General features: G+C 72.1%; 15 protein-coding genes. 9 read left to right on the top strand and 6 right to left on the bottom strand.

The window, feature by feature from the left end; translation table 11 throughout:
• Positions 1–113 precede the first annotated feature (113 nt).
• Positions 114–1,673, bottom strand: a complete 1,560-nt coding sequence (locus AB0L25_RS35055) for an alkaline phosphatase D family protein (protein WP_500177168.1) — start codon at positions 1,671–1,673, stop codon at positions 114–116.
• Positions 1,674–1,944: 271 nt separating this feature from the next.
• On the opposite strand from AB0L25_RS35055, the gene AB0L25_RS35050 reads away from it, so the two are divergent.
• Positions 1,945–2,562, top strand: a complete 618-nt coding sequence (locus AB0L25_RS35050) for a hypothetical protein (RefSeq protein ID WP_500177166.1) — start codon at positions 1,945–1,947, stop codon at positions 2,560–2,562.
• Positions 2,563–2,637: 75 nt separating this feature from the next.
• On the opposite strand, the gene manB is transcribed toward AB0L25_RS35050, so the two are convergent.
• On the bottom strand, positions 2,638–3,705 hold the full coding sequence (gene manB / locus AB0L25_RS35045; RefSeq protein WP_500177165.1) for a mannose-1-phosphate guanylyltransferase: 1,068 nt from the start codon (positions 3,703–3,705) through the stop codon (positions 2,638–2,640).
• A 47-nt stretch (positions 3,706–3,752) separates the two neighbouring features.
• Complete coding sequence (locus AB0L25_RS35040) at positions 3,753–4,463, bottom strand: class I SAM-dependent methyltransferase (protein ID WP_500177164.1); 711 nt, start codon at positions 4,461–4,463, stop codon at positions 3,753–3,755.
• 93 nt (positions 4,464–4,556) lie between these two features.
• On the opposite strand from AB0L25_RS35040, the gene AB0L25_RS35035 reads away from it, so the two are divergent.
• Together AB0L25_RS35035 and trxA are read left to right on the top strand one after the other, a co-directional pair.
• A complete protein-coding gene (locus AB0L25_RS35035; RefSeq protein WP_500177162.1) occupies positions 4,557–5,546 on the top strand; it encodes a lysylphosphatidylglycerol synthase transmembrane domain-containing protein in 990 nt (329 codons plus the stop codon).
• Entirely contained in the window at positions 5,543–5,881 is a 339-nt protein-coding gene (gene trxA, locus AB0L25_RS35030) for a thioredoxin (RefSeq protein WP_500177160.1), read from the top strand. Before AB0L25_RS35035 ends, trxA begins: the two co-directional genes overlap by 4 nt.
• On the opposite strand, the gene AB0L25_RS35025 is transcribed toward trxA, so the two are convergent.
• From AB0L25_RS35025 to AB0L25_RS35015, 3 genes are read right to left on the bottom strand one after another with little or no spacing between them, the layout of a single operon-like run.
• Positions 5,871–6,983: a glycosyltransferase family 4 protein gene (locus AB0L25_RS35025; RefSeq protein WP_500177175.1), complete on the bottom strand. Its 1,113-nt coding sequence runs from the start codon at positions 6,981–6,983 to the stop codon at positions 5,871–5,873. The genes trxA and AB0L25_RS35025 overlap by 11 nt on opposite strands.
• A 25-nt stretch (positions 6,984–7,008) precedes the next feature.
• Positions 7,009–7,929 (bottom strand): glycosyltransferase family 2 protein, encoded by a 921-nt coding sequence (locus AB0L25_RS35020; RefSeq protein ID WP_500177158.1) that lies wholly within the window; start codon positions 7,927–7,929, stop codon positions 7,009–7,011.
• A gap of 20 nt (positions 7,930–7,949) precedes the next feature.
• Entirely contained in the window at positions 7,950–10,043 is a 2,094-nt protein-coding gene (locus AB0L25_RS35015; RefSeq protein ID WP_500177156.1) for a hypothetical protein, read from the bottom strand.
• 94 nt (positions 10,044–10,137) lie between these two features.
• Between AB0L25_RS35015 and AB0L25_RS35010 the strand changes: the two genes are divergently transcribed.
• The 6 genes from AB0L25_RS35010 to AB0L25_RS34985 all read left to right on the top strand — a co-directional run bounded on the left by AB0L25_RS35010 (position 10,138) and on the right by AB0L25_RS34985 (position 20,835).
• Positions 10,138–10,980: a TIGR03089 family protein gene (locus AB0L25_RS35010; RefSeq protein ID WP_500177153.1), complete on the top strand. Its 843-nt coding sequence runs from the start codon at positions 10,138–10,140 to the stop codon at positions 10,978–10,980.
• A gap of 109 nt (positions 10,981–11,089) precedes the next feature.
• Entirely contained in the window at positions 11,090–12,535 is a 1,446-nt protein-coding gene (locus AB0L25_RS35005; protein ID WP_500177152.1) for an LCP family protein, read from the top strand.
• A 29-nt stretch (positions 12,536–12,564) separates the two neighbouring features.
• Complete coding sequence (locus tag AB0L25_RS35000; RefSeq protein WP_500177151.1) at positions 12,565–13,764, top strand: acyltransferase family protein; 1,200 nt, start codon at positions 12,565–12,567, stop codon at positions 13,762–13,764.
• Between the two features lie 104 nt (positions 13,765–13,868).
• On the top strand, positions 13,869–14,990 hold the full coding sequence (locus tag AB0L25_RS34995; protein ID WP_500177149.1) for an acyltransferase family protein: 1,122 nt from the start codon (positions 13,869–13,871) through the stop codon (positions 14,988–14,990).
• Between the two features lie 59 nt (positions 14,991–15,049).
• A complete protein-coding gene (locus AB0L25_RS34990) occupies positions 15,050–17,329 on the top strand; it encodes a bifunctional glycosyltransferase/CDP-glycerol:glycerophosphate glycerophosphotransferase (protein WP_500177147.1) in 2,280 nt (759 codons plus the stop codon).
• An 86-nt stretch (positions 17,330–17,415) separates the two neighbouring features.
• Positions 17,416–20,835: a bifunctional glycosyltransferase/CDP-glycerol:glycerophosphate glycerophosphotransferase gene (locus AB0L25_RS34985; RefSeq protein WP_500177145.1), complete on the top strand. Its 3,420-nt coding sequence runs from the start codon at positions 17,416–17,418 to the stop codon at positions 20,833–20,835.
• Positions 20,836–20,839 lie beyond the last annotated feature (4 nt).

Raw genomic sequence — 20,839 nt, 5'->3', positions numbered from 1 at the left:
GTGTCGTCTTAGTCTCCATTCCCCCTTTCATACCCATGGTTTTGTGTTTGTGCTCTGGGGGGGGGGGGCGCCGGGGGGGCCCCGGCGCCCGCACCCGCTCGGACGGCCGGGCGTCAGCGCCGCGGGGTGAGGGTGCGGGTGTAGAGGACGGCGCCGTCGATGTCGCGGAGCCGTACGGTCAGGTCGCCCGACTCGCCGTCGAGGTCGACCTCGCCGAAGTGCTGGAAGCCCTCGGCCGGGGACGTGTTCGGGGCCTTGGGCGCCCGGTGGAACTCGAGCTGCGGACCGAAGGTGCCCTCCAGGGTGTTCGGGCCGAACGCGCCCGCGTTCAGGGGGCCGGACACGAACTCCCAGAACGGGTCGAAGTCCTGGAACGCCGCCTTCGACGGGTCGTAGTAGTGCGCCGCGGTGTAGTGGACGTCCGCCGTCAGCCACACCATGTCCCGGACGCCCTTGCGCTTCGCGTACGACAGCAGGTCGGCGATCTCGCGCTCGCGGCCCAACGGCGCGCCGCCGTCGCCCTGCGCGATGCCCTCCTGGGCCGAGCCGTCCGGGACGATCAGCCCGATCGGCAGGTCGGCCGCGATCACCTTCCACGTCGCCCGGGAGCGGCGCAGCTCGCGCTTCAGCCACGCGAGCTGCTCCGCGCCGAGGACGCCCTCGCCCGCGGTCGGCGAGTCGTTCGTCCCGTTCGCGTCCTTGTGGGTGCGCATGTCGAGGACGAAGACGTCCAGCAGCGGCCCGTAGGAGATGCGGCGGTACAGGCGGCCGTTCTTGTGGGCGCGGACGGCGGTCGGCGTGTACTCGAACATCGCCCGCCGGGCGCGCGCGGCCAGGACGTCCACGCGCTTCTCGGTGTACTGGGGCAGGTCCAGGATCTCCCCCGGGTACCAGTTGTTGACGACCTCATGGTCGTCCCACTGGTAGACCATCGGCACCCGGGCGTTGAACGCGCGCATGGCGGCGTCCTCCAGGTTGTACCGGAACTGCCCGCGGTACTCGGCGAGCGTCTCGGCGACCTTGCTCTTCTCCGGGGTGACGAGGTTGCGCCACGTCCGTCCGTCCGGCAGCCGGACGGTCTCCTGCAGCGGGCCGTCGGCGTACACGAGGTCGCCGCTGCACAGGAAGAAGTCCGGGTCGAGGGCGCCCATGGCGTTGAAGATGCGGTAGCCGCCGAGGCCGCCGTTGATGCCCCACCCCTGGCCCGCCAGGTCGCCCGACCAGACGAAGCGGATGTCGGACCGGTCGCGGGGCGCGGTGCGCAGGCGTCCGGTCACCGGCTCGGACAGGGCGGAGCGGCGGTCCGGGTCGGCCAGCACCACCCGGTAGTGGACGTCCCGCCCGGCGGGCAGGCCCCGCAGGAACGCCTTGCCGGTCAGGTCGGTGCCGGGGGTGAGCAACGGTCCCGGGATCCGCCTCGCGTGGGCGAAGTCGGGCCGGTGGCTCACCTCGACCAGCATCCGCGCGGGCCGGTCCGAGCGGGCCCAGACGACCGCCTCGTGCGCGGTGACGTCGCCGCTCTGCACACCGTGGGTCAGCCGCGGGCGGCCCCGCACCAGCCCGGGCGACGCGGGCCCCGCCAGTGCCGTGCCGCCGCCGAGCAGCGTCCCCATGGCGGCTCCGGCGCCCGTTGCCAGTCCCCCGCGCAGGAAGGTCCGTCGGTTCGGCGTCATTCGGCGTCTCCGTTCTCCGTTCACGTGCTCTGCGCCGGAATGATCGTGCACACCGATGGACGGCACCTGAACTGCGGATTTCCGGCGATGTTCGCCCGGTCGACGCGGGCTCCGCCCGGCGGGCGGGTGCGGCCGGATCCGCCGCACCGCCGGAACCCGCGCCATCGCGGGCGCGGCCGCCCCGCCGGCCCTCGCGGATCACCAGATCGGGTGAGCCGGTCGCCCGCACGGGGGATCACGGGAACCGCCTCGGGCCGGAACAGTGATGGCCATGATGATCAAACGGCTGTTCCGCACCGTCATTCACACCGCTCCGGCGACCGGCGACACCGAACGGCCCGTGCCGCGGTGGGTCCTTCGTCTCGCCTACGCGATGCCGCTGCTCCTGCTGCCGTCCTGCCTGTGGCGGCTGCCGTTCGCGGTCCACTTCGACATGGGGCAGACACACGATGGCGGCATGCCGAGTTACTGGGTGAGCGTCCCCTATGTCCTGGCGTTGAGCGTGATCACGGAGTTGATCGCCTTCCTGTGCACCGGTCTGGTGCGCCGCTGGGGCGAGGTGACCCCCGCCTGGATCCCCCTCGTCGGCGGCAAGCGCGTCCGGCCCCTCGCGGCGTTCGTCCCCGCCGTCGTCGGCGGGCTGGTCCTGACCGTGCTGTTCACGTCCGTACCGCTGGGCGCCGACCGGGAACTCGGCATGTTCGGCGTCACCGAGAACCAGGCGTACGACAACGGCTGGTGGAAGGCACTGGCGATGATCTGCACCGCTCCGCTCCGCGTGTGGGGCCCCGCAGTCATCGTCCTCGCCATCGCCTACCACCTGCGTCGCCGTCCGGGGGCCGACGCCCGGCTCCGGCCCTCTGCGGAGCGACTTCCGGCGAACGTGTGAACCCGTGTTCCGTCATGGACGGCACCCGTCCGCGTCGGCGGCCCTCCGCCTCGCAAGTGAAACGGGCCGGGTCGGTCAGGCGTCGGTGGAGAAGCGGACGGCGGTCGGGGGGAGTTCGATGCCGGGCCAGATGCGCAGGCCGCCGCGGAGCTCGTTGCCGGGGCCGACGACGGCGCCGTCGCCGAGGATGACGCCGTCCAGGACGGCGCCGGGGCCGACGCGGGCGCCCCGGGACAGGACGGAGTCGCGGACGGTCGCGCCCTCGGCGACGAACGCGTCGTCGAGCAGGACGCTGCCCACGACGGTGCTGCCGGCCTCGACGGTCGCGCCGCGCCCGACGGTGGTGCCGCCGCGGACGATCGCGCCCGGCGCGACGGTCGCGCCGGGGAGGGCGAGGCGCTCGCCGGGCTCGCCGGGCATCGCGGGCGAGGCGAGGCGGCCGAGGACGAGGTCGCAGGAGCCGCGGACGAACGCCTCGGGGGTGCCGACGTCGAGCCAGTACTCGGCCTCGACGTGGCCCATGACGCGGGCGCCCGAGGAGATCAGGGCGGGGAACGTCTCGCGCTCGACGGAGACGACCTCGTCCTCGGGGATCGTGTCGATCGCGGAGCGGCGGAACACGTAGCAGCCCGCGTTGATCTGGTCGGTGACCGGGTGCGAGGTCTTCTCGAGGAACGCGGTGACGCGGCCCGTGTCGTCCGTGGGGACGCACCCGAAGCGGGACGGGTCGTCGACGCGGGTCAGGTGCAGGGTGACGGCGGCGCCGGTCTCCTCGTGCAGGGCGACCTGGGCCCGGACGTCGTGGCCGGAGAGGATGTCGCCGTTGAGGATCAGCACCGGGTCGTCCGGGCCGGAGGCGAGGGCGCGGGCGGCGTTGCGGATGGCGCCGCCGGTGCCGAGCGGCTGGTCCTCGCTGACGTAGACGAGTTCGAGCCCGTGCGCCTTGGAGCCGAAGGCCGCCTCGAACATCTCGGCCCGGTACGACGTGGCGAACACGATGCGTTCGACGCCCGCCGCGTGCGCGCGCGCGAGCTGGTGCGACAGGAACGACACACCGGCCGTGGGGAGGAGGGGTTTCGGGGTGGAGATGGTGAGCGGGCGCAGGCGCGTGCCCCTGCCTCCGACCAGGAGGATCGCTTCCACTTGGCTCCTTTCTCCACCGCCGTGTGGAGGCCGAGCCTAGTGGACGGTCAGTCGGTGCGCTTCCGGGCCTCGACGAGCACGATGCTGCCGCGCTCGTTGGGGGCCCGGCGGTCGGCGAGGGCGACGAGCGGGGTGAGCGGGGCGGCGGCGTTGAAGCCGACCTTGCCGCCGTAGGTGGACAGCGACAGGTAGAGGCGCTCGGTGGCGGCGGTGCGGAACTGGTAGCTGTGCCGCACGAGGTCGAGGCCGCGCTCGTCCATGAGCTTGCGGAGGCTCTCGTGGGTGTAGGTGTGCTGGACGTGGTACTTCGCCTTGTGGGCGTCGCGCAGCTTCGGCCAGGCGTCGGCGCGGCTGAGGACGTCCGCGGACATGAAGATCGCGCCGCCGGGCTTCAGCACGCGGGCCATCTCGTCGAGGGACTTCCCGCCGTCGTCGAAGTGCTCGATGGCGCAGACGGAGAGGATCGCGTCGAAGGACGCGTCGCCGAACGGGAGGCGCAGCGCGTCGCACTCGATCAGCGAGGGCGCGTGCGCGAGCGTCCGGCCGTACTCCATCTTGCCGCGGTGGAGGTCGATGGACACCGCGTCGGCGCCGCGCTTGCGGGCCTGCCCGGCCCAGTAGCCGTCGCCGCCCGCGACGTCGAGGACCCGGCGGCCGCGCAGGTCGCGCCCCATCCAGCCGAGCAGCGTCCCGGCTTCGCGGTACCGGCAGACGTGCACCTGGTGGCCCATGAAGGCGATCGCATCCGAGAGTTTCATCGCGCCTACTGTACGGCGGACGGACGGTGCGGGTGCCGCGTTCGGCGCCCGTGTCCGCCTCCCGCGCACCCGGGTTCGCCTACTCTGGGGCGCGTGAACAAGAAGGTCGTCGCCGTGCGGGTCCTGCGGGTGCTGCTGGTTCTGCTCGCCCTGGCCTTCTGCGCCTACAGCGTGGCGTCGCAGTGGGACGCCACCGTGCGGGCGCTGCGGGACATGTCGTGGCCCGCGCTCGCCGGCTCGCTCGCGGCGGGCCTCGCGGGGCTGTTCGTGTGGATGCTCGGGTGGCGGGCGCTGCTCGGCGGGCTCGGGTCGCCGCTGCCGGTCGGCGCGGCGTTCCGGATCTCGGGGATCTCGCAGCTCGGCAAGTACGTGCCCGGCAAGGTGTGGGCGCTGGTCACGCAGATCGAGATGACGCGCGAGCACAAGGTGCCGGCGGAGCGGAGCTTCGGCTCGACGCTGCTGGCGGTGGCGACGTCCACGGCGTGCGGGCTCGCGGTCGCGGCGGTGACGCTGCCGCTGACGTCGGCGACCGCGCGGGACCGGTTCTGGTGGCTGTTCCTGCTGGCGCCGGTGCTGCTCGCGGCCCTGCACCCGAAGATCGTCACGTGGGCGCTGGGGCTGATGCTGAAGGTGCTGCGGCGGCCGCCGCTGGAGCGTCCGGTGAGCCTGGCGGTGACGCTGCGGGCGATCGGCTGGACGGTCCTCGGGTGGGCGCTGTTCGGCGTCCACACGTGGCTGCTGTGCGCGGGCGTCGGGGGCGAGGGGAAGGGCCTGCCGTTCCTGGCGGCGGGCGCGTACGCCCTGGCGTTCGTGGTGGGCTTCCTGGTGTTCATCGCGCCCGGCGGGATCGGGGCGCGGGAGGCCGCGCTGACCGTGGTGCTGAGCCCGGCGCTGCCGGGGGGCGCGGCGGTCGTGGTGGCGATCGCGAGCCGCGTCCTGCTGACGGCCGCGGACCTGCTCATCGCGGGCGCCGCGTTCGTGCTGACCAAGCCGCCGAAGGCCGCCGCGGCGGACGGCGGCGGGAATGATCGGCGGACGGCGGGACTTGTCAACGGTACGTCCCCGACGAAGGAGTCCCCGTGACAAGTCCGGTCACCGTGACCGACGCGACGTACGACGCCGAGGTGCTGAAGAGCGACGTCCCCGTCCTGGTCGATTTCTGGGCGGAATGGTGCCCGCCGTGCAAGATGATCGCGCCGGTGCTCGACCAGATCGCGGCCGAGCTGGACGGCCGGCTCAAGATCGCGAAGATCAACTACGACGAGAACCCGGCGACGCCCGGCAAGTACGGGGTGCTGGGGCTGCCGACCCTGCTGCTCATCAAGAACGGCGAGGTCGTGGAGCAGGTCACCGGCGCGAAGCCGAAGCGGGCCTTCCTGAAGATCATCGAGCCGCACCTGGACGCGGTCAAGAGCTGACCGGTCCCCCGCCGGTCCCCTCGGTGAGCGCCGCCACGTAGGCGTCCCAGAGGGGGCCGTGGTCGGCCGGGCGGACGCCGGAGCGGAGGCGCTCCGGCTCGCCCGGCGCGTAGAACCGGTCGAGCGCGGCGGCCAGGGACGCGACGTCGTCGGGCGCGCAGATCAGACCGTCCACGCCGTCGCGGACCTGACCGGCGAACCCGCCGACGTCGGTCGCGATCACCGGGACGCCGTACTCGTGGGCCATCCACACGTTCTGCGAGGCCGTGGCGGTCCGGTAGGGCAGGATGAGCGCGTCCGCGTCCGCGAACAGGCCGGGGACGTCGGCGGCGGGCACGTACCCGGGGCGCAGCTCGACGCGGGAGGCGAGACCGAGCTCGCCGATCAGCTTCTCGGTGTCGTCGAGCCCGCCCCAAAACTCGCCCGCGACGGTCAGCGCGACGTCGTCCGGGCCCTTCGCGAGCGCGCGCAGCAGGACGTCCAGTCCCTTGTACGGCCGGACGATCCCGAAGAACAGCAGCCGCCGCCGCACCCCGTCGGCACGCGCGGCGGTGTCGCCGGGGGCTCCGGGGGCGGCCGGGAGGTGCGCGGGCATCTCCGCCACCCGGACGGGACGCGCCGTCAGCCCCCGCGCCAGTTCGGCCTGCGCCTCCGAGTGGACGAGCACGCCGTTCACGCGGCGCAGCAGGCGCCGCATCAGCGGGACGTCGTAGGGCTTGCGCTCGTGCGGCAGCACGTTGTGGCACAGCGCGACGACCGGGGCGCGGCGGCCGAGCCCGGCGAGGATGCTGAGGTAGGACGGCACCTGCACGGGGCTCAGGACGGCCAGCACGGTGAGGTCGCGGGACCGCAGGGACCGGCCGGTGCGCCACCAGCCGTCCGGGCGGCGCCAGTCGAGGCGGTGCCGGGTGCCGGGGAACGGCTCGCCCTCCGGCGCGTCGATCGTCTGCTGCCCCGGGTACAGGAACGACGGGTACTGGGCGCGCCACGACTCGATGACGACGTCGTGCCCGGCGGCGGCGAGGCGGTGCGCCAGCTCGGTGGTGTGGTGGGCGCCGCCCCCCTTGTACGGGAACGCGGGCCCGACGATCGCGATCTGCATGCCCGTGGTGTCCATCCGCCCCACGCTAGACGTCGCCGCGTGATCGCACGATCAGGTCGGCGAGCAGCGCCAGCGACGCGATGATCAACCCGGTGACGAAGATCATGATCGTATTGTTCGCGAAGTACCCGAAGTGGACGATCATGTCGAAGACGCCCTTGCCGAGGCCGATGAGGATCAGCCAGAGCGCCGGGGGCATCAGCACCTTGAGCGGGTTGAAGTACATGACCATCCGCAGCACCTGCAGGATGTAGCGGTAGGCGTCCTTGGTGAAGTGGAACTTCGACTTCCCGGCCCGCTTGGCGTACTCGATCGGCTCGTAGTGCACCGGGTGCTGGTTCGACAGGAACGCGATGGTGATCGTGGTCACGCAGGAGAACCCGGGCGGCAGCAGCCGCAGGTAGGGCAGCGACACCTGGCGGCGGAACGCCCGCAGCCCGGAGTTCAGGTCGGGGATCTTCGAGTTCGTGAGCCGCTCGGCGATCTTGCGGATGAACCACTTGGCGGGCACCCGCAGCACCTTGTGGGTGCCCTCCTCGCTGGTGCGGGCGCCGACGACCTGGTCGATCGCCGGGTTCTCGTCGAGGATCTCGACGAGCTCGGGGATGCGGTCGTTCGGGTAGGACATGTCGGCGTCCGTCCACACGACGATGTCGCCGCGGGCCTGCTGCGAGCCGATGCGCCGGACCGTCCCCGAACCGCTGTTGTGCTGGAACGCCATGATCCGCATGTTCGGGAACCGGGGCTCGGCCTCGCGCAGCCGGGCCAGCGTGTCGTCGGTCGAGCAGTCGTCCACGGCCAGCAGCTCGTAGGTCTTGCCGCTGTTGTCCATCGCCTTGCAGATGCGCTCGACCTCGTCGATCACATGGTCCTGCTCGTTGTAACACGGCAGGACGATCGTGACGTGGACGTGTTCGGGCGCGGACTCGGCAGGCTGGGTGCTCACGCAGGGCGAGGATACTCGCCTCAGCCGCCCGACCCGCCGTCATCGGGAACCCCGGGGCCGGTGGGGCGGGACGTCCACACGTCGATGCCGAGGCCCCAGGTGCCGCGCGGGGGCTCGTCGAGCGTCCGTCCGTCCTGTTCCGTCCGCAGCCGTATGACCTGCTCGGCCGGTCCGTACGGGGCGACGTCGGCGCGCCGCGCGCCGAGCAGCACGGGGGTGCGCCCGGCCGCGCGCACCTTCCCGATGACGCGCCGGACGTCCCCGGGCGTGGCGTCCGGCGCGGTGCGGGCCGCCGGCACGCCGCACATCCCCCGCACGACCTGCAGGAACCGGTCGGCGGTGGCGCGCTCGACGGCGATCACGGAGGCGTCGTCGCCGAGCCGCCCGCACAGGTTCCGGACGGCCGCGACCTCGCCCTGCTCGGTCCGCGACACCAGGTAGGGGGCGCTGACCAGGACGATCGGGACGAGCATCACCACGAACCCGGTCCCCACGCCCCAGCGCAGGACGCGCGGCGAGTAGCCGAGGCGCCGCACCCGTCGGGCCGTCCAGGCCGCGCCGAACACCGCGAACAGCAGCAGGCCCGGGATGACGAGGCCGATCAGCCGCCGGGACGCCCACGGATGGTCGGGCGTGATGCCCGGGCGGAGCAGCACCTGCGCCGTCGTCCACACGATCACCGCGTACGCGGGGAGCCACCACGCCGCCTGGCCGCGCAGCAGCCGCCGCCCGAGGACGGCCGCGCCGACGACGGCGAACAGCAGCGCGGGCACGCCGATGTACCAGGCGACCCAGTACAGCGACAGCTCGGTGTACTGCCGGGTGCCGTCCAGCGCCATCCCGTTGATCTTCTGGACGGCCTCGATGAACTGGGCGTTCAGCCGGTCGTCGGGGTTGTCGGGGACGCGGGTGGCGGTCTGGAACAGCGGCCGTGCGGCGAACGCCAGGAACGCGAGGACGGTCAGCCCGGCGAGGACGTCCGGCAGCCGCCCGTCCCGCACCGCGCCCGCGAGCGCCCGCAGGCGCGCGTTCGTCCTGCCGGTGCGCAGGAGGACCGCCAGCAGGACGGTCGCGGCCGCGACGCCCGCCGCGATGACCAGCAGCGGGATCACCGAGCCCCGCAGGTACTCGAGGTACGGGCGGGACAGGACGACGCCCTCGGTGAGCCCGGCGGCGACGCCGAGGAGGAGCCCGCCGGCCAGCAAGTACCCTTCGCGGCGGCGCAGCCCGACGAGCAGCCCGGCGAGCGCCACGAGCGGCAGGACGTCGCGGAGGCCGTCGATGCGGACGAGGACGATCAGGCCGAGCGCGAGGCCCGCGAGGAAGTACTTCGCGCGGGCGGTCCGCGGCTCGTCGCCGCGCGCGTCATGGATCAGCGACAGTCCGCCCAGCAGCAGGATGATCGCGGGCAGTTCGCTGAGGGTGTTGCGGGACGCCCACAGCATCGGCAGTGTCGCGGCGAGCAGCAGCGCCCCGGCGGGCGCCCAGCGCGGCCCGACGAGCCGCGCGACGAGCCCGGCGAAGGCGAGCACGCAGCAGGCGCCGAGCAGCGGCGCCGTCAGCAGGATCCCGTGCGCCCCGGCGAGCCAGCCGCCGGGCGTCAGCACGATCGGGAACCCGGCCATGAACTGCGGGACGATCGCGCCGCCCTCGGCGTAGAAGGCGGGGCTCTCGAAGGCGAGGGCGGGGTCGGCGCCGCCGAACGCCCGGCGGTCCTGCGGGATCGGCAGCGACCCGTGCTCGGCGAGCCACACCGCGAACTGGACGTACGAGGCGGGGTCGCGCCGGACAATGATCTGTTCCGAGCACATGAAGACCTGGTAAACGGTGAACGCGCCGACGACTCCCAGAACGCCCGCGACCGACCACCGCGTCGTCCCGTCGAGCACGGGCGGCGCGTCGGGCGGCGCGCCCTCGCGCGTCCCGGTCCGCAGCCCGTACCGCAGCATGAGCGCGGCGGCGGGGGCGAACAGCGCGAGGGCCGGGGCGGGGTGGAACACGCCCGCGAGCAGCAGCGGCAGCGACACCGCGAGCCAGGCCGCGACGACCAGCGCGGGGGCGATGGTGATCAGGGCGAGCACGCGGCCCGCCGACGTACTCGTCCGCTCGTTCATCGGTGCGGAGCGTAGCGGCACCGGGCGCCCGCCGAGGCAGCCGAGACGGTGCCTTGACCCCTGATCACCCGCGGGAGGTTCTACGCTCGGCTTCATGAGCGAGAGCAACGCCGGGCCGGTGGAGCTGCTGCGGCGGCGGGTGGCGGACGATCCGTCCCGGCCGCTGGTGACCTTCTACGACGACCGGACGGGCGAGCGCGTGGAGCTGTCGGCGCGCACGTTCGACAACTGGGTCGCGAAGACGGCGAACTTCCTGGTGGACGGTCTGGGCGTCGAGCCCGGGACCCGTGCGGTGCTCGCGCTGCCGCCGCACTGGCAGACGTCGGTGTGGCTGATGGCCTGCTGGTCGGCGGGGCTGGTCGCCGAGCCGGTGACGCCCGGCTCGCTGGAGGCCCGGTCGGAGAACGGCGTCGCCGAGCCGTTCGGGGCCGCGGCGCCGTACGTCCTGGCGACGTCGGAGGAGGCCCTCGACGAGGTGCTCGCCGACGCGGACGCCGAGGAGATCGTCGGGCTGTCGCTGCACGCGCTGGGCGCGCCGCTCGGGCACTGCCCGCCGGGCGTCGTGGACTACGCGGCGGAGGTCCGCTCGTACGGCGACCGGTTCGCGCCGGGTCCGGGGGTCTCGCCGCGCTCGCCCGCGCTGACTGTGACAAACGCCACACTCAGCGGCGAGGACCTGGCAGGCGCCGCACGCGCCGCCGCCGAGAAATGGGAGCTCGACGCCCGGGACCGGCTCCTGGTTGACATGTCGTTCGCCACACTCGACGGGGTTCTGGCCGGGCTGCTCGCACCACTAGCCTCAGGGGCTTCCGTCATAATCCAACGAAACTTCGACAAAGCCGCCGTAAATAGGCGAGTGTCGGTAGAGCATGTGACGGCGGTGGCCGGGCTCCCGGGGTGGAATGACGCATCCGGGTCCGTACGCCGACTCGCCTGACTACGCTTCCCTTGCGTCCGCTCTGCCCCCTGCCCGCTCGCCGCCTCCCCCCTGACCCATCGACCGCGTCCCGACCTGTGAAAGCGGGCCCACCGGAACCACGGAGCCGATGAACAGCAACCCGATGTACATGGAGTACGTCGACGACGCCGACCCTGAGGAACCGGCGCCGCCTCGGCGCGGCTGGCGCATCCTCGGCTGGGTGTGCATCGGCCTGTCGGCGGTCATGGTGGTCGGCTCTCTCACGGCCTACGGCCTGTACCGCCAGGCGTTCGGCAACATCGCGCAGGAGGACGTCAACGCCAAGCTCGGCCCCGACCGGCCGGAGAAGCTGAACGAGGCGATGAACATCCTGCTCCTCGGGTCCGACACCCGCGCGGGCGCCAACGCCGAGTACGGCCGGCAGATGAAGGACGAGCCGCCGCGCTCGGACACGATGATCCTGCTGCACCTGTCCCCCGGCGGCGAGCAGGCGATGGCGATCAGCTTCCCCCGCGACCTGATGGTGCAGCGCCCCGAGTGCGAGGACCGCGAGGGCAAGCCGGTCGCGGGCTCGAACCGGGTGCAGATCAACACGGCGTTCACCGTCGGCGGCGCCACCTGTGTCATCAAGACGCTGGAGGCCATGACCGACATCCGCATCGACCACTTCGTGCAGGTCGACTTCGCGGGCTTCAAAAACATCACCACGGCCGTCGGCGGCGTCCCGGTGTGCCTCAACGAGAACGTCAACGACCCCAAGTCCGGGCTGAAGCTCAGCAAGGGTACGCACGATATCCAGGGCGAGCAGGCGCTGGCGTACGTCCGCGCCCGCTACACCCTCGGCGACGGCACCGACACCAGCCGGATCAAGCGGCAGCAGAAGTTCCTGGGCGCGCTCGCCTCCAAGGTGATGAGCCGGGGCGTGCTCACCAACCCCAAGGCACTGCTCGATCTGCTCAACGCGACGACGAAGTCCCTCACCACCGACAGCGAGCTGTCGGTCACCGCGATGATGGACATCGCGCAGGGCATGCAGGGCCTCTCGTCCGGGAAGCTGCGCTTCGTCACCGTCCCGAACGGCCAGGACCCCCTCGACAAGAACCGGCTCGCCCTCGCCCCGGGCGCCGACGAGTTCTTCAAGTCCGTCCGTGAGGACAAGAAGCCTCCGGAGGAGAAGAAGGAGACCGAGGCCCAGCCGAAGACCCCCGTGCCGACGATCCCGCCGAACCAGATCCGGGTGCGGGTCTTCAACGGCAGCGGCACGGACGGGCAGGCCGGGCGGGTCGCCGACTCCCTCGAGGCGCAGGGCTTCCAGGTCACGGTCGGCGGGAACGCCGAGCGGACAACGGCCACCAGGGTGCTGTACGGTTCCGGTGCGGAGAACCAGGCGAAGAGCCTGGCGGCCCTCATCCCGAGCAAGCCGGCGCCCGCGGCGCAGACCAGCGGTGCGGAGCCCGGGGTCGTCGACCTCGTCATCGGCGCGGACTGGACCGACCTCAAGGGCGGGCAGCAGGGCATCCCGGAGCAGCAGGGCGAGATCCGCGCCAGCGACAACATCTGCAGCGAAACCTGATCCAGGGGTCGATCGATCGGGGCAGGCGCATGACCCACAGCACGTCCACATCGCAGACGGAGGCACGGGCGGCGGGAACGGTCCCGCCGCCGGGGGCCGCGGCGCCGGACGGGCCCGTGCAGAGCCCGCCCGCGCCGAGCGAGCCCGCGCCGGACGGGACGGCCCCCGCGGCGGCCGTCCCGGCGCCCGCCGGTCCCCCGCCCGCGGCCGGACGGCCGCGCAAGCAGCGGGACCCGTTCTTCGACAACGCGAAGTACTTCGCGATCGTGCTGGTCGCCATCGGGCACTCCATCGCGTACCTGCAGAACGTGCCGATGGCCAAGGGCCTGTACCTGTTCATCTACATGTTCCACATGCCGGTGTTCATCGTGCTCACCGGCTACATGTCGCGGAACTGGACGTTCTCGGGCGGCAAGGCCCGGCGGCTCATCACGGCCGTCGGCGTGCCCTACGTCGTGTTCGAGATCGCCTACTCGCTCTACGACTGGGCCGGCACCGGCCGCGGGCGGCTGGAGGTCAGCCTCCTCGAGCCCTACTACCTGACCTGGTTCCTGCTCGCGCTGTTCATGTGGCGGCTGTCGACCCCGGTGTGGCAGCAGGTCCGCTGGCCGGTGGCGCTGTCGCTGGTGATCGCGCTGCTGTCCTACACGGGCGAGCTCGGCTCGACGCTCAGCCTGCACCGGGTGCTCGGGCTGCTGCCGTTCTACGTCCTCGGGCTGACGCTGCGGCCGGAGCATTTCGAGGTGCTGAAGCGGCCGATCGCGCGGCCGATCGGCTGGGCCGTCCTGATCGGCGGGCTGGGCTTCGCCTACCTGGCGATGGACCGGATGAACATCGACTGGATCTTCTGGCGGCACACGCACAAGGAGCTGGGCGTCGCCAACGTCACCGGCACGCTGATGCGGGTGGCGATGTTCGGCGCCGCGGCCGTCCTCGTCGCGGCGTTCCTGGCGGTGGTCCCGCGCGGGCGGCACTGGTTCACCGGGCTCGGCGCCGCCACCCTGTACGGCTACCTGCTGCACGGCTTCCTGACGCGTGCGATGAACTTCACCGACGGCTGGGACATCGGCTGGCTCAACACCGAGCCCGGCGTGCTCGCCGCTGTCGCGATCGCGGCCGTGGTCGTGACGCTGCTGTGCACGCCGCCGGTCGTCCGGGCCATGCGGTGGGCGCTGGAGCCGAAGCTGACCTGGATGTTCACCCCGCTGCGCCGCCCGGCGAAGAAGTAGCCGACCCGCGGCGAAAGACCCGAATCGTCCGCCGTAGGGCCGGAGCACCAGTACAGTGACCGTGCCGTTACCTCCACGGCGCCGTGACGTCTCCCCTCGGAAACATGGTTGTTACCTCCCCTTCGTCGAGTCCTTCGCCGAGCAGCCCGGCACCGTCCTCCGGGACGGACGCCCCGCACGGCCCCGCCGACCCCCCGGGCCGGCCGTCCGGACGGCGGGACGCCTTCTTCGACAACGCCAAGTTCTGTGCGGCGGTCCTCGTCGTGGTCGGCCACGTCTGGGCCAACTTCGGCGACAGCCACGCCGTGGCGGCCGCCTACACCGTGCTGTACGCGTTCCACATGCCGGTGTTCGTCTTCATCTCCGGCTTCTTCTCGCGCGGCTTCATGCGGTCGACGGACAAGTTCCGCAGCATCCTGCCGACGCTCGTCGTCCCGTACCTGATCTTCATCGTCCCGTACCGGCTGCAGCTCGTCTTCATCAACGGCGCGGATTTCAACCTGCACGAGCTGTTCCGGCCGCACTACCTGATGTGGTTCCTCGTCGCCATGGTGTTCTGGCGGCTGAGCGCGCCGCTGTGGAACCACCTGCGGTACCCCACGACCGTCTCCGTGGTGCTGTGCCTGATCGCCGGGAGCTGGACGTTCAACGCCGACGGGACGGTCGCCCGGACGGTCGGGCTGCTCCCGTTCTTCGTGCTCGGCCTGACGATCGACCCCGCGCGCGTCCAGCGGCTCAAGGCCCGGTGGGCGCGCTGGGCCGGCGCGGCCGTGCTGGTCGCGGCGCTGCCGATCGCCTACGTGTGGCAGCTCGGCACGGTCGTCCCGGAGATCAACTCGGACCTGCTGTGGTGGAACCGGGGCTACGAGGACATGGAGTACTCCGCCCTGGAGGGCATGGGCCTGCGGTTCGCGACCATGCTCGCCGCGCTGCTGCTCGGCGCGGCGTTCCTCGCGGTCATCCCGCGCAACACGACGTGGTTCACCGCGATGGGCGCCCGCACGATGTTCATCTACCTGCTGCACGGCCTCGTCGTGAAGGTGTTCGACTACGGCGGCCACTTCGAGACCGAGGCGCTGCACACCCCCGCCGGGATCGTCGCGGTGACGCTGAGCGCCGTGGCGCTGGGCGTCCTGCTCGGCACCTCCCCGGTGCGGCGGCTGTTCCGCTGGGCCGTCGAACCCCGCGCCGAATGGCTTCTCAAGCCACGGCAAAGCAGGACGTAGTATCGATCTACGCTAGCGGCTACCGTTCCTTCGTCTCCCGTTAACCGATTGGCCAGCGCGTGAGCAGTGACAACAACGACGTCTCGTTGAGCATCATCGTCCCGGTGCACAAGGTGCAGGGCTACCTCCGCCAGTGCATGGAGTCGATCCTCGAGCCGGGAATCCCGAACCTCGAAGTGATCGCCATCGACGACTGCTCGCCGGACGCCTGCGGACTCATCCTCGACGAGTTCGCCGAGCGGGACTCGCGGGTCCGGGTCCGGCACCTCACCGAGAACGTGGGCCTCGGCCAGGCCCGCAACGTCGGGCTCGACATGGCGACGGGCGACTACGTCTGGTTCTTCGACAGCGACGACTACGCCACCGAGGGCGCCGTCCGCGCGATCCTCGACCGGCTCGCCGAGACGCGCCCGGACGTCCTGATGTTCGACTACGCGCGGTCGTACTGGAACGGGCGGGTCAAGCGCAGCATCATCAACCACCTGTTCCGGGAGCCGCCGGCGCCGGACGTGTTCTCGCTCGCCGAGCGCCCGCAGTGCCTGGAGATGTTCACCTCGATCTGGAACCGGGCGATCCGCCGCGAGTTCCTGATCGAGACGGGCCTGCGGTCCAACAGCGGCTACTACGAGGACGTCAGCATCACCTACCCGATCCTCATGGCCGCCGAGCGCATCAGCCTGCTGGACCGGGTCTGCTACATCTACCGGCAGCGCCGCCGCGGCGCGATCACCAAGACGGCGAGCGCCAAGCACTTCGACGCGTTCGACCAGTACGACCGCATCTTCGCGTTCATGGACCAGCTCGGCCCGTCGGTGGACCGGTTCCGCCCGACGATGTTCAACCGGGCGATCTGGCACCTGCTCGTCATCATCGAGCGGCCCGACCGCATCGTCGCGTCGGAGAAGCAGCGCTTCTTCACCGAGATGTCGAAGTGGTACAACCGGTACCGGCCGCCGGGGCACGTCCCGCCGGAGGACGAGCCGCGCCTCGCCGACAAGCACCGCGCGATCGAGCGGAACGACTTCCGGGCCTGGGAGCGGCTCAGCTCGCCGAAGCTGGCGACGAAGGCGAAGAAGGGCACGAAGAAGGTCCGCAAGCTGCAGAAGCGCGGCGTCGTCCGCTCCAAGCAGGTCGCGAAGGAGCGGTACTTCTACCAGATGCGGCTGCGGATGCCGATCGAGGAGAACCTCGCCGTCTTCGCCGCCTACTGGTACCGCGGGTACGCCTGCAACCCGGCCGCGATCTACGAGAAGGTGCGGGAGCTCGCCCCCCACATCCGCTGCGTGTGGGTCGTCAAGCCGGGCGGCCGCAAGGACATGCCCGAGGGCGTGGAGTACGTGGTGTCGGGGTCGGCGGACTACTACCGGACGATCGCCGCGGCGAAGTACTTCGTGAACAACGTCAACTTCCCCGACCACCTCGTCAAGCGGCCGGGGCAGGTGCACCTGCAGACCCAGCACGGCACGCCGCTGAAGAAGATGGGCCTCGACCAGATGGAGTACCCGGTCGGCGCCGCCGACATGGACTTCAAGGCCCTCATCGAGCGGTGCGACCGCTGGGACTACCTCGTCTCGTCCAACCCGCTGTCGAGCGAGGCGTGGGAGCGGGCGTACCCGTGCCGCTACGAGATGCTGGAGATCGGCTACCCGCGCAACGACCGGCTGGTCCGCGCCACCGAGAAGGACCGGGTGCGGGCGCGCGCCGACCTCGGCATCCCCGAGGGCAAGACGGCGATCCTGTACGCGCCGACCCACCGCGACTACCAGCGCCGCTACAGCCCGATGTTCGACATCGGCCGGGTCGTCGAGCAGCTCGGCGACGACCACGTCCTGCTGCTGCGGGCGCACTACTTCTACAAGCTCAAGGACATGGCGGCCGACATGGGCTGGCCCGAGGACCGGGTGATCGACGTGTCCAAGCACCCGTCGGTCGAGGACCTGTCCATCGCGTCGGACGCGCTGCTCACCGACTACTCGTCCGTCATGTTCGACTACGCCAACCTCGGCAAGCCGATCGTGATCTACGCCAACGACTGGGAGACCTACCGCCTCACCCGGGGCGTGAACTTCGACCTCACCGAGTTCCCGCCCGGCGTCGTCGCCCGCACCGAGTCCGAGCTCGTCGACGCGTTCGTCTCCCGGGCGGCGTGGGGCGACGCGGCCGCGAAGAACCTCGAGGCGTTCCGCGCGCGTTTCTGCCCGTGGGACGACGGGGACGCGGCCGAGCGGGCCGTGCGCCGCGTCTTCCTCGGCGAGAAGCTCCCGGCGGTCGCCGCGCCCCGCGAGTCGGGGAGCGTCGAGGCGGCGGGCGCCGGGCCGTCCGCGTCCGGCGCGTCCTGACCGCCGCCCCGCAGGACCGTCACATCCCCCAATGACCGTCCCGCGACCGGACACCGTCCGGATCGCCGGCTCACGAAGGAGTGGGCATGTCCGCCCGCATCAGCGTCATCGTGCTCTCCCACGGCGCCGGGGACGACCTCGGCGACGTCCTGGAGTCGCTCGCCGCCCAGACGTTCCGTGACCTGGAGGTCCTGGTCGTGGACGACGGGACCGGGACGGCCGCGCGCGCGCCGCTGCCCGACGACCGGTTCCGGCTGCTCCGGCGGGGGGCGCCCAGCCGGGGCGCGGCCCGCAACCTGGGGGTGGCCGAGAGCGGCGGCGAGTTCCTGCTGTTCGCCGACTCCGGCGACCCGCTGCCGGAGGGCGCGATCGCCGCGCTGCTCGGCGCCCTCGAGGCGTCCGGCGCCGAGCTGGCGAAGGGCCCCGACGCGTCCCGCAAGTGGACCGGGCAGGTGTCGCAGTGGAAGGCGCGCGGCGACACGGCCGCGCCCGCGACGGGCACCGACCTGCGCCGCAGCCCCGACCTGCTGTCCGACCGCAAGATCGTCGGGACGCTGCTGCGCCGCTCGTTCTGGGACGCGCACGGCCTGGAGTTCCCCGACCTGTCCCGCGACGACGACCTGCCGGTCATGGTGCGGGCGCTGCACCTGGCGAAGTCCGTCGACGTCGTGCCGGACGTCGTCCTGCACCGGCGGTCGCGGCGGTACGCGCCGACGACCGAGCTGCAGGAGATCGCGGACGGCTTCGCCGCGGCGAACCTCGCCACCACCTTCGTCGCCGAGCAGGGCGACGCGCGGGAGCTGCGGCGCCTGCAGCTCGCCCTCGTCACCAACGAGCTGAAGACGTTCCTGGACGTCCTGCCGGACCTGTCCGGGGACGAGCGGGAGCAGGTCATCGCGCTGGCCGCGGCGTACGGGAAGGGCGTCTCGGCGAAGGTGTTCGCCGAGGCGACGGCGCTGGTCCGGCTGAAGTGGCACCTCGCCGCGAGCGGGCACACGATGGAGCTGGTGAAGGTCGTCCGGTACGAGCGGGGCAAGTCGTCGCCGTCGATCGTCCGGGACCCGCTGCGCCGCTACGTCGTCTACCCGTACTGGAAGGACGCCAAGGTCGACGTCCCCCGCGACGTGTACCGGGCGCGCGACGAGGTGAAGATGCGCGGCCGGGCGCACGGCGTGGCCTGGGAGGGCGACCGGCTCGTCGTCACCGGCGAGGCGTACATCAACTCGGTCAGCTCGCGCCGCCGCTGGACGGCGATCAAGACGGTGACGCTGCGCAACGGCCGCCGCAAGATCACCGCGCGGGCGCGGCAGACGCCGAAGCCGGGCAAGTCGTCCGGCGGCTGGACCGGCTTCGAGTTCTCCCTGGAGGCCGCGAAGCTGAAGGAGCGCGGCGGCTGGGCCGAGGGCACCTGGGAGGTGCACGCCTCGGTGCTGAACGCGGGCGTGTTCCGGCAGGGCCCGGTGCGCGGCGGCGGCTCGGGGACGGGCGCGAACCCGCCCTACCGGTACGTCGCCGACGACGTCCGCGTCGTCCCGAAGGTCGTGGAGGGCAACCTGGTCGTGCAGGTGGAGCGCGTCCGGGAGAAGGCGACGGCGCTGCGCTGGGACGGCCGGACGCTCGTCGTCGAGGTCGAGTCGGCCGGCGGCGCGCCCGCCGAGGCGGTGCTGACGCTGGGCGACTCGCGGGTGCCCGTCCCGGTCGCGGCCCGGCCCGGCGGCTGGTCGGCCCGCATCGACCCGGACGCCCTCGACGTCGACATCGAGCCCGACTCGATCGACGACACCCGCGACTGGTCGCTGTCGGTCCCGGCGGACGGCGGGGACGACCGCCCGCTCGTCCTCGCGGAGGGCGTGGCGGAGGCGGCGCGGACGTTCGGCGCGCTGGAGGTGAGCGCGGGCCGCGGCCCCAGCGGGTACGTGCGGGTGCGGCGCGCGACGATCCGGCTGTCGGTGGACGAGTGCGGGTGGCGTCCCGACGGGACCCTGACGCTCGCCGCGACGCACCCCGCGCACGCGTCCGGGCAGATCGTCCTGCGCAGCCGCGGCCGCCGCAAGGAGTTCGCGTTCGACCTGGTCGGGGACGACTCGGGTGTGCTGCGCGCGGCGGTCCCGACGGCGGCGGTGCCGAGCGTCGCGGGCGTGCTGCCGCTGCGGCCCGGCCGCTGGGACGTGCTGTTCCGGCCGCCCGGCGAGCGGGCGCTGACCGTGCGGCTGTCCGAGGCCGCGCAGCGCGCCCTGCCGGGGCCGCTGGAGGTGGCGCGGCGCGGCTACGAGCTGGAGACCAAGAACGGGCGGCTCGTCGTGGCCGTCACCGGCGACGTGTCGGGCGAGGAGAAGAGCGCGGGCGCGAAGTACCGCGAGGAGGCGCGCAAGCGGGTCGCCCGCGACGGGCTGCGCGACGCCGTGCTGTTCTCCTGCTTCAACGGCCGCCAGTTCTCCGACAGCCCGAAGGCGATCCACGAGGAGCTGCTGCGGCGCGGGGCGGACCTGGAGCAGCTCTGGGTCGTCAACGACGCCCAGTGCGAGCTGCCCGACACGCTGAACGCCGTCCGGCTGAACGGCAAGGAGTGGCAGGAGGCGGTGACGACGTCGAAGTACATCGTCACCAACCACCGGCTCGGCGACTGGTTCCAGCGGCACCCCGACCAGATCGTCCTGCAGACCTGGCACGGCACCCCGCTGAAGAAGATCGGCCGGGACGTCAAGGAGGTCCACTTCGCGTACGCGCCGGGGATGAAGTCCGCGCTGCAGAGCAAGGACAAGGGGCCGTCCGGCCCGTCCGTCCCCGAGTGGAGCCACCTGCTGTCGCCGAACCCGTTCAGCACCGAGATCTTCAAGCGCGCGTTCGCGTTCAAGGGCGAGATGCTGGAGGTCGGGTACCCGCGCAACGACCTGCTGCACAGCCCCGACGCGGACGCCGTCGCCAAGCAGGTCCGGTCCCGGCTCGGCATTCCCGACGGCAAGCGGGTGGTGCTGTACGCGCCGACGTGGCGCGACGACCAGTACTACAGCCGCGGCCGGTACAAGCACGACATGCGCCTCGACCTCGACCGCGCGCGCGACGCGCTCGGCGACGACCACGTCCTGCTCGTCCGCCTGCACAGCAACGTGGTGGACGGCGTCCAGGAGGACCCGGACGGCTTCGTGCGGGACGTGTCGCTGTACCCCGACATCACCGAGCTGTACCTGATCTCCGACATGATGATCAGCGACTACTCGTCGGTGATGTTCGACTACGCCAACACCCGGCGGCCGATGCTGTTCTTCACCTACGACCTGGCCGACTACCGGGACCGGCTCCGCGGCTTCTACTTCGACTTCGAGGCGGAGGCCCCGGGCCCGCTGGTGGAGACGTCCGACGACCTGATCGACGCGATCCGGGACGTCGAGTCCGCCACCGCGGGCCACGCCGGCCGGTACGACGACTTCGTCGCGCGGTTCTGCCCGCTCGACGACGGCCACGCGGCGGCCCGCACGGTCGACCGCGTCTTCGGGTCGTCCGGCTGACGCC

It is taken from the genome of Spirillospora sp. NPDC052242 (assembly GCF_040679555.1).
GTDB lineage: Bacteria > Actinomycetota > Actinomycetes > Streptosporangiales > Streptosporangiaceae > Spirillospora.
The sequence above is the reverse complement of the archived record's forward strand: the minus strand, read 5'-3'. Positions and strand labels throughout refer to the sequence as shown.